The sequence below is a fragment of the Protofrankia sp. CiP1_Cm_nod1 genome (assembly GCF_920888515.1).
Taxonomy (GTDB): domain Bacteria; phylum Actinomycetota; class Actinomycetes; order Frankiales; family Frankiaceae; genus Protofrankia.
This window is the reverse complement of the sequence record NZ_CAKKTM010000408.1, coordinates 1-9,347: the sequence shown is the minus strand read 5'-3', so window position 1 is coordinate 9,347 and position 9,347 is coordinate 1. Positions and strand designations below refer to the sequence as shown.

Below are 9,347 nucleotides of genomic sequence, written 5' to 3'. Positions count from 1 at the left end.
GCCCTGACGCCGCCAGCGTGCTGCCGGGGGCCGTCGGCGGCGCCAGAGCCGGCGCTGGCGCCGGTACGCCGCGGGCGTCGGCGTCACCGGCTGTGGTGAGCGGATGCGTGTCCGGCAAGAGCATCCCGGCCGGATCGAGCAATCAGACGCTGCGGGTCGGCGCGGACACCCGTGGTTATCAGCTTGCCGTCCCCCCCGTGAGCACCCCGGCCAGACCACTCCCGCTGATCGTCGTCTTCCACGCCGCCGGGGAGAACGCCGCCGCGGTGGAGGGCTACACCCATCTGGGCCAGGCCGGCGCCAGGTCCGGTTACGCGGTGGCCATCCCGGACGGCGTGGCCGGGAAGTGGAACTCCGCCCGCGGCCCCGCGGCCGGCCCGGACGACGTGGCCTTCGTGACCGCGCTCGTCGGCGACCTGACCGCGCGGATGTGCCTGGACGCCCGGCGGGTCTTCGCCACCGGCCTCGCGGACGGCGCGGACATGGCGGTGGCCGCGGCCTGCGCGCTGCCCGGCGTGTTCGCCGCGGTGGTACCGGTGGCCTTCGCCGCTGTGCCCGCCACCTGCGCCTCCCCGGCACCGAGCCTGCTGGCCATCCACGGCGCGAGCGACCCGGTGACGCCGCTGGAGGGCGGCGCAGCCGAGCCGGTGCAGGCCAGGCTGGACCGCTACGCCGGCTTCGTGGGCTGCGGCCCGGCGGCCCCCTGGATCGACGACACCAGGTCGCTCGCCCTGCGGCGGCTGATCTACACGGCCTGCCCGGGCGGGCGTGACGTGGGCCTGCTGGCGGTGCAGGGCGGCGGGCACGTCTGGCCGGACCCCGACGCCGACCCGCCCAGCGGAGCGGCCCGCGCGCGGTTCAGCGCCTCGGAGGTCGCTCTGGCCTACTTCCGGGGGCATCCGCAGCCGGCGCCGGCCACCACCCCGCCGGGCGGATGACTACTTCTGGTAACCCCGCGTCCGGGAAATCGGGATACCCGGGACGACAGGCCGCGGCTATGGCAGCGGCTATGACAAATGCCATATCGACGGTGACCGCCGCCCTCTTCCGGGCGCGGATGGTCCTGCCCAGGCAGGGCCGGGTGTCGGCATGCGAACAGGTGTCGTCGTAGCCGGATGACGCCTGCGACAATGGTCCACGTGGTCGAGTCACCGTCCCCGCGTGAGGTTGTCCTGCTCGGTTCGACCGGTTCCATCGGGACCCAGGCCATCGATGTGGTGAAACGCAATCCCGACCGGTTCCGCGTGGTGGCGCTCACCGGCGGCGGCGGCAGGGTCGACCTGCTGGCCGCCCAGGCGCTGGAGCTGGGCGTCGAGGCGGTGGGCGTGGCCCGTGCCTCCGCCGCGCAGGACCTCCAGCTCGCCTTCTACGCGGAGGCCTCCCGGCGGGGCTTCCGGCGCGGCGAGTACGCCATCCCGAAGATCCTCACCGGGCCGGACGGCGCCACGGAGGTCGCCGCCTGGCCGTCCGACGTCGTTCTCAACGGCATCACCGGGTCGGTGGGCCTCGCCCCGACGCTCGCGGCGCTGCGGGCGGGCCGCACGGTGGCCCTGGCCAACAAGGAGTCGCTCGTCGCCGGTGGCCCGCTGGTGCTCGACGCCCTCGGCGGCGACCCGTCCCGGCTCGTCCCGGTGGACTCCGAGCACTCCGCGCTCGCCCAGTGCCTGCGCGGCGGCCGGGCCGCCGAGGTGCGCAAGCTCGTCCTGACCGCGAGCGGTGGGCCGTTCCGTGGCCGTACCCGTGAGCAGCTGGGCGAGGTGACACCCGAGCAGGCCCTGGCGCACCCGACGTGGGACATGGGCCCGCTCGTCACGATCAACTCGGCCACCCTGATGAACAAGGGCCTCGAGCTGATCGAGGCGCACCTGTTCTTCGGCGTGCCCTACGACGACATCGACGTGGTCGTCCACCCGCAGTCGCTGGTGCACTCGATGGTCGAGTTCACCGACGGATCCACGCTCGCCCAGGTCTCCCCGCCGGATATGCGGCTGCCGATCGCCCTCGCGCTCGGCTGGCCCGACCGGGTGCCGCACGCCCAGGCCCCGATGGACTGGCGCCGGGCGCAGTCGCTGACCTTCGAGCCGCTGGACGCCACGGTGTTCCCCGCCGTCGACCTCGCACGCGAGGCCGGCCGTCGCGGGGGGACCGCGCCGGCCGTCTTCAACGCCGCCAACGAGGAGGCGGTGGCGGCCTTCCTCGACCACCGGCTGCCCTTCGTGCGCATCGTCGACGTGGTGGCCGAGGTGGTCACGGCGCACACCGTGGTGCAGCGTCCGAGCCTGGACGAGGTCCTGGACACCGAGCGGGACGCGCGCGCCCGGGTGCGCTCCCTCATCGATCAAGGAGCCTGATCGAGACGTGATGCCTTCGTGACCGAGAGGTACCCAGTAGAAGCGTGTAGTGCTGTGATCGGGGCGTGAGCGCACCATGACCAACGCAGTCGGCATTGTCGCGTTCGCGCTGGCACTGCTCGTCTCGATCCTGTTGCACGAGGCCGGCCATTTCATGACGGCCCGTCACTACGGTATGAAGGCGTCGAAGTTCTTCGTCGGGTTCGGCCCCACCCTGTGGTCGCGCACCCGGGGCGAGACCGAGTACGGCATCAAGGCGCTGCCGGTCGGCGGGTTCGTCAAGATCGAGGGGATGACCCCGCTCGAGGAGATCGACCCGGCCGACGCCCACCGGGCGTTCCACACCCGGCCGGCCCACCAGCGGGCCGTCGTGCTGGTGGCCGGGTCGTTCATGCACTTCGTCATCGCGCTGGTACTGATCTACGGCGTGCTGCTGGCGCTGGGCACCTCACGCCCCAGCGAGAACACGGTCGGCAGGACGGTCTGCGTGCCGGTGGCGAACGGGTGCGCCCCGGGCGCGCCGGCCGGGCCGGCCGAACGCGCGGGCGTGCGCGCGGGCGACCGGGTGGTCAGCTTCGACGGCACGCCGGTCACCAGCTGGAACCAGTTCACCCGCCTCATCCGCGCCCACGGCGCGGGGGCCGCGCCCCTGGTGGTCGAGCGCGCCGGCCGGACCGTCACGCTGTACCCGGAGCTGGTCTCGGTCATGCGTGACCGGCAGACCGGGCTCGCCGGCAACGACCCCGTCGGGGCGATCGGGATCGCACAGGGCTACGAGACCGTCCGGTACAACCCGGTCTCGGCCGTGCCGAAGACCCTGAGCGTCATGGGCGGCGGTGTCACCGGCATGTACGACACGCTCACCCACCGGCTCGGCGAGCTCACGAACCTGTTCAGCCCCGACCGCGACCCCAACGGGCTGGTCGGTGTGGTCGGCGCGGCCCGCGTCGGTGGTGAGCTGCTGTCCGCCCCGGACTCCTCCGCGAGCCAGCGGATAGGCGACTTCATCGTTCTCGTAGCCGGGGTCAACCTGGCGGTCGGCCTGTTCAACCTGCTGCCGCTGTTCCCGCTCGACGGTGGGCACCTGGCGGTGCTCGGTTTCGAACAGGCCCGCCACGGTGTGCGCAGGCTCGCCGGCTACCGGGGCCCGACCAAACGTGTCGATCTTGCGAAGCTCATGTTCGCGGCGTATGTAATGGTCGCCTCCTTCGCCCTACTGAGCCTGCTCATCCTGTTCGCCGACATCATCAACCCGATCAGATTCAACTAGCCGGTCAACGAGGGTGTGATCAGAACTTTTTACGCCGCCGATATCCGGAAACCGGCGAGTGGTAACACCTCGTGACTTTCGTCCAGTTTCTGACCTTCGTGACCATCGACACGCCAGTGAGGACATCGTGACCGTAACTCTCGGCATGCCTGAGGCGCCGGCCCTCTCGATTGCCTCCCGGCGCCGCAGCCGGCAGATTCGCGTCGGCAACGTGCCGGTCGGCGGGGACGCGCCCGTCTCCGTCCAGTCCATGACCACGACGCTCACCTCCGATGTCAACGCCACCCTGCAGCAGATCGCGCAGCTGACCGCGGCCGGCTGCCAGATCGTGCGGGTGGCCGTCCCCAGCCAGGACGACGCGGACGCGCTGCCCGCCATCGCGAAGAAGTCGCCGATCCCGGTGATCGCCGACATCCACTTCCAGCCGAAGTACGTGTTCGCGGCGATCAGCGCCGGCTGTGCCGCCGTCCGCGTCAACCCCGGGAACATCAAGGAGTTCGACGACAAGGTCGGGGAGATCGCCCGGGCCGCCATCGACGCCGGCACCCCGATCCGTATCGGGGTCAACGCGGGCTCGCTGGACAAGCGCCTGCTGGCCAAGTACGGGCGGGCCACCCCCGAAGCGCTGGTGGAGTCGGCGCTGTGGGAGTGCTCCCTGTTCGAGGAGCACGGCTTCACCGACATCAAGATCTCCGTGAAGCACCACGACCCGGTCGTGATGGTCCAGGCGTACCGGCTGCTGGCGCAGCGCTGCGACTACCCGCTGCACCTCGGGGTCACCGAGGCGGGCCCGGCGTTCCAGGGCACGATCAAGTCGGCGGTGGCCTTCGGCGCACTGCTGTCCGAGGGCATCGGGGACACGCTGCGGGTCTCGCTGTCCGCGCCCCCGGTCGAGGAGGTCAAGGTCGGTATCGGGATCCTGGAGTCCCTGGGCCTGCGGCAGCGCACTCTGGAGATCGTCTCCTGCCCGTCCTGCGGCCGTGCCCAGGTCGACGTGTACAAGCTGGCCGAGGAGGTCAGCGCCGGGCTGGACGGGCTGACCGTGCCGCTGCGGGTCGCTGTCATGGGCTGCGTGGTCAACGGCCCCGGTGAGGCGCGCGAGGCCGATCTCGGGGTGGCCTCGGGCAACGGCAAGGGCCAGATCTTCGTCCGGGGCAAGGTCATCAAGACCGTGCCCGAGGCCCAGATCGTGGAGACCCTCATCGAGGAGGCCATGCGGCTGGCCGAGGAACTGGAGGCTGACGGCGTTTCCGGTGAACCGTCGGTTTCGGCCAGCTAACCTCGAATACTCGTGACCATGGGCCTGCCGCTGCGTTCCGCTCCCATCCGCCTGCTCGACGACCACGACCTGCCGGCGGTGCGGGAGGTGCTGGCACGTAACCCGATCGCCGACGTGTTCGTCGCCTCCCGCGTGCAGGTGTGCGGGCTCGCTCCCTGGCGGCTCGGGGCGCAGATGTGGGGCCATGTGGTCGACGGCAGGCTGGCCGCGCTGTGCTATTCGGGGGCGAACCTCTGGCCCGTGGCGGCGGGCCCGGCGTCGGCGAAGGTGTTCGCCGAACGGGCCCGTCGCCAGGGCCGCCGGTGTTCCTCGATCGTCGGGGTGGCCGAGACGGTGCTGGCGATGTGGCGGCACCTGGAACCGGGCTGGGGGCCGGCCCGCGAGGTCAGGGCGGACCAGCCGCTGCTGGCGATCTCCGGTCCGCCCGCGGCCGCTCCGGATCCGGCCGTCCGCCAGGTGCGGCCGGACGAGCTGGACGTGCTGCTGCCGGCGTGCGTGGCGATGTTCACCGAGGAGATCGGGGTGTCCCCGGTCCGTGACGGCGGCGGCGCGCTCTACCGGGCCCGGGTCGCCGAGTTCGTCAACCAGCGCCGTTCCTTCGCCCGTATCGAGGACGGGCGCGTGGTGTTCAAAGCCGAGATCGGCGCGGTCGCCGGGGACGTCTGCCAGATCCAGGGGGTCTGGGTGGCCCCGGAGCTGCGAGGCAGGGGGATCGGGACGGCGGGCACGGCCAGCGTCGTGGCGCTGGCGCAGGCCACCCTCGCGCCCGTGGTGAGCCTCTACGTCAACGAGTACAACCATGCCGCCCGCCGGGCCTACGACCGGGTGGGCTTCCACCGGGCCGGGACCTTCGCGTCGATCCTTTTCTGACCGTCCGCTCCTGATTTCTGACCGTCTGTTCCTGATGTCTGTTCCAGGCGGTCCGCCGGCCGCCTGTTCTGGCTGTCCGCTGCCGAGTCCCCACCGGCTGTTTTCCAATCGTTTCTGTGAACAAAGAGCCGGGATGGCGACCTTGTCGTAAGTCTGGCATCCTCTCCTTCTCAACCACTTCTATCGAATTTCGTGGCGCTGTGTGCTGCCACGGTGGAGGGAAGGCTCATGTCCTCGAGGAGGCTGTGGCGCCGGGTCACGCCACTGCTCACGGCCGGCGCGCTGGCGTTGGCACTGGCGGCCTGCTCGAGCGGGGGAGACGACAAGACCGTCACGCCCGCCAACACCGGCGGCAGCCCGACCGGCACCCTGCGGCTCGGTTATTTTCCCAACCTCACCCACGCACCCGCCGTTTACGGCATCGATCAGGGCATCTTCGCGCAGAAGCTCGGCCCGGGCGTGAAACTGCAGACCTCGACGTTCAACTCGGGCGTCCAGGCATCCGAGGCGCTCATTTCCGGTGCGCTGGACGCCACCTATATCGGGCCGAACCCGGCGGTCAACACCTTCACCAAGTCCAAGGGCGAGGCCGTCCGGATCATCTCGGGGGTGACCTCCGGCGGCGCCGGGCTGGTGGTGAAGAGCGGCATCACCTCGGTCGAGCAGCTGCGGGGCAGGACGATCGCCAGCCCGAGCCTGGGCAACACCCAGGACGTGGCCCTGCGCTACTACCTCAAGCAGCACGGCCTGGCCACCGACAAGAGCGGCGGCGGTGACGTCCAGATCCGTCCGCAGGACAACACGGTCACGGTGGACGCCTTCAAGTCCGGTGCCATCGACGGCGCGTGGGTGCCCGAGCCGACCCTGTCCCGGCTGGTCTCCGACGGCGGGAAGCTGCTGGTCGACGAGGCGACGGAATGGCCCGGCGGCAGGTTCGTCACCACGCTGCTGCTGGTGCGCACCGACTACCTCAAGAGCAACCCCGAGATCGTCAGGCGTCTGGTGGAGGCGAACGCCGCCTCGGTCGACGCCCTCAACGCCGACCCGGTCAAGGGCCGGGACGTGACCAACCAGGGGCTGGCGAAGCTGTCCGGCAAGCCGTTGGCCGACGCCGTCATCGAGCCGGCCTGGAAGCGCCTGACGTTCACGGTCGACCCGGTCGCGTCGTCGCTGGTCGCCTCGGCCGATCACGCGACCGAGCTCGGCCTGCTGCCCAAGGCCGACCTGAACGGCATTTTCGATCTCACGGCCGTGAACGCGCTGCTGACGGCTAGCGGCAAGCCGTCGGTGGCCGCGCAGTAGCTACACCTTCCGGAGGAGCAGGGAGCAGCTTCCAGTGACCGCTGTCATCGACGCGAGCGCGGTCCGGATCGACGGTGTGAGCCGGGTCTTCGGGTCCGGCTCACACCGCGTCCACGCACTCGACAACGTCTCCTTCGACGCCCGGCCGGGGGAGTTCGTCTGTCTGCTGGGCGCCTCCGGCTGTGGGAAGTCGACACTGCTGGGCATCCTCGCCGGCATCGACCGGCCCACGTCCGGCACGGTCGACGTGGGCGGCCGCCAGGTCGGGCTGATGTTCCAGGACTCGGCGCTGCTGCCGTGGCTGACCGCCGGGGGGAACGTCGCCCTGCCGATGAGGATCCGCGGCGTCCCCCGGGCCGACCGGAAGGCCCGGGTCGAGGAGCTGCTCAGGCTGGTGCGTCTCGCCGGCCTGGCCGACAAGCGTCCGCACGAGCTCTCCGGCGGCATGCGCCAGCGGGTCAGCCTCGCCAGGGCGTTCGCCCAGGAGGCGGACGTGCTGTGCATGGACGAGCCCTTCGGCGCGCTCGACGCGATGACGCGCGACCTGCTGCACGACGAGCTGGAACGGATCTGGCGGGAGACCGGCGTGACCATCCTGTTCGTCACCCACGACGTGCGGGAGGCGGTGCGCCTCGGCGACCGTGTCGTGCTGCTGTCGAGCCGGCCGGGGCGGGTGGCCGAGATCTTCGACGTCGGGCTGCCGCGTCCCCGCCGTATCGACTCGCCCGACGTGGCCGCGCTGGCCGTGGCCATCACCGACCGGCTGCGTGAGGAGGTGGTCCGCCATGGCCACTGAGGCCACGGTCGCGTCCGACGCCGATGTGGCCGCCGACGTCGACGCCGCGCTCGCCGGGCTCGACGCCCTCGAGACGGCCGTCGAGCCCCGTCCCCCGCGCGCGCTGAGGATCTGGTCGGCGACCTGGCCGAAGCTGGGCGCGGTCGTCATCTTCCTGCTGCTGTGGCAGGTCGTGGTGTGGAGCGGCTGGAAGCCCTCCTATGTGCTGCCCGGCCCGGGCGAGGCCCTGTCGGACCTGGCCGAGAGGGTCACCACCGGTGACTTCTGGTCGGCCGCAGCCCGCACCCTGCAGCGGGCCGTGGCCGGGTACGCGCTGGCCATCCTCATCGGCGGGATCGTCGGTGTGGCCGTGGCCCGGTTCTCCCTGCTGCGCTCCGCGGTCGGGTCGTTCATCACGGCGCTGCAGACCATGCCGTCCATCGTCTGGTTCCCGCTGGCGATCATGCTGTTCAAGCTCACCGAGTCCGCGATCCTCTTCGTCGTCGTGCTCGGCGCGGCGCCGTCGATCGCCAACGGTGTCATCAGCGGCATCGACTACGTCCCGCCCCTGCTGACCAGGCTCGGCCGGACCATGGGAGCGCGTGGCCTGCAGCTCTACCGGCTGGTGGTGGCACCGGCGGCCCTGCCGTCGGTGCTGGCCGGGCTCAAGCAGGGCTGGGCGTTCGCCTGGCGCAGCCTGATGGCCGGCGAGCTGCTCGTCGTCGTCCCCGGCCATCCCTCCATCGGCTCGGACCTGGAGGACAGCCGGCAGCTGCTGGACACGGTGGGTGTGCTGGCGATGATGATGACGATCTTCATCATCGGGGTGCTGGTGGACGCCGCCTTCAACGCCGGCGACCGCCGGCTGCGCGCCCGCCGGGGGCTGCTGCCGCCTCAGTCACGCTGAGTGATCCGGCAAGATGGGTGCATGCAGATCTCCGCGCGAGCCGACTATGCCCTGCGTGCGTTGCTCACCCTGGCCGCGTCCAACGGCGGCCTCGTCAAGGGTGAGACGCTGGCGACCGCGCAGGATCTGCCGCTGCGCTTCCTGGAGAACATCCTCACCGACCTGCGCCGCAGCGGCCTGGTGCTCAGCCGGCGAGGGGCCGACGGCGGCTACCGGCTCTGCCGGCCGGCGAACGAGATCACCGTGGCGATGGTCATCCGGGCCACCGACGGCCCACTGGCCAGCGTCCGGGGCCGCCGGCCGGAGGAGGCGGTGTACGAAGGCGCCGCCAAACATCTCCAGGAGGTGTGGATCGCCGTGCGGGTCAGCATACGCCGGGTCCTTGACGAGGTGACGCTCGCCGACATCGCCAGCGGCCGCCTGCCCCCGATCGTCGGCGAGCTCGGCCAGGACCGTGACGCCTGGGTCGGCCGCTGAAGCCCGCGTCCTCAGACGCCGGGCAGCGCCCGGACGGCCCGCTCCACCGGCTGGCCCGCGGCGAGGCGCGCCTGCTGGCCGCGCACCGCCGTGCCCGCCAGCACGTCGACCACCAG

9 protein-coding genes are annotated in these 9,347 nt (G+C 71.4%); all 9 read left to right on the top strand.

The genetic code is table 11. From position 1 onward, the window contains the following. On the top strand, positions 1-938 hold a 938-nt coding region (locus tag NBX02_RS18470; protein ID WP_250292401.1), incomplete at its 5' end, for a PHB depolymerase family esterase. A gap of 177 nt (positions 939-1,115) precedes the next feature. Next, positions 1,116-2,351, top strand: coding sequence for a 1-deoxy-D-xylulose-5-phosphate reductoisomerase (gene dxr, locus NBX02_RS18465; protein WP_250286082.1), 1,236 nt, complete (start codon positions 1,116-1,118; stop codon positions 2,349-2,351). Positions 2,352-2,427: 76 nt separating this feature from the next. Beyond that, the gene (locus NBX02_RS18460) at positions 2,428-3,621 is read left to right on the top strand and encodes a M50 family metallopeptidase (RefSeq protein WP_250286083.1); all 1,194 of its coding nucleotides are present in this window, start codon (positions 2,428-2,430) and stop codon (positions 3,619-3,621) included. A 127-nt stretch (positions 3,622-3,748) separates the two neighbouring features. Next, positions 3,749-4,900 (top strand): flavodoxin-dependent (E)-4-hydroxy-3-methylbut-2-enyl-diphosphate synthase, encoded by a 1,152-nt coding sequence (gene ispG / locus NBX02_RS18455; RefSeq protein WP_250286084.1) that lies wholly within the window; start codon positions 3,749-3,751, stop codon positions 4,898-4,900. Between the two features lie 18 nt (positions 4,901-4,918). Then, positions 4,919-5,770, top strand: coding sequence for a GNAT family N-acetyltransferase (locus tag NBX02_RS18450; protein WP_250286089.1), 852 nt, complete (start codon positions 4,919-4,921; stop codon positions 5,768-5,770). A 228-nt stretch (positions 5,771-5,998) separates the two neighbouring features. Beyond that, positions 5,999-7,072: an ABC transporter substrate-binding protein gene (locus tag NBX02_RS18445; protein WP_250286085.1), complete on the top strand. Its 1,074-nt coding sequence runs from the start codon at positions 5,999-6,001 to the stop codon at positions 7,070-7,072. A 34-nt stretch (positions 7,073-7,106) separates the two neighbouring features. Then, entirely contained in the window at positions 7,107-7,868 is a 762-nt protein-coding gene (locus tag NBX02_RS18440; protein ID WP_250286086.1) for an ABC transporter ATP-binding protein, read from the top strand. Beyond that, positions 7,858-8,754 carry an ABC transporter permease gene (locus NBX02_RS18435; RefSeq protein WP_250286087.1) on the top strand — a complete coding sequence of 299 codons (897 nt, stop codon included), beginning with the start codon at positions 7,858-7,860 and terminating at the stop codon, positions 8,752-8,754. The genes NBX02_RS18440 and NBX02_RS18435 overlap by 11 nt, the downstream gene beginning before the upstream one ends. Before the next feature lie 21 nt (positions 8,755-8,775). Then, entirely contained in the window at positions 8,776-9,231 is a 456-nt protein-coding gene (locus NBX02_RS18430; RefSeq protein ID WP_250286088.1) for an RrF2 family transcriptional regulator, read from the top strand. Positions 9,232-9,347: the final 116 nt, after the last annotated feature.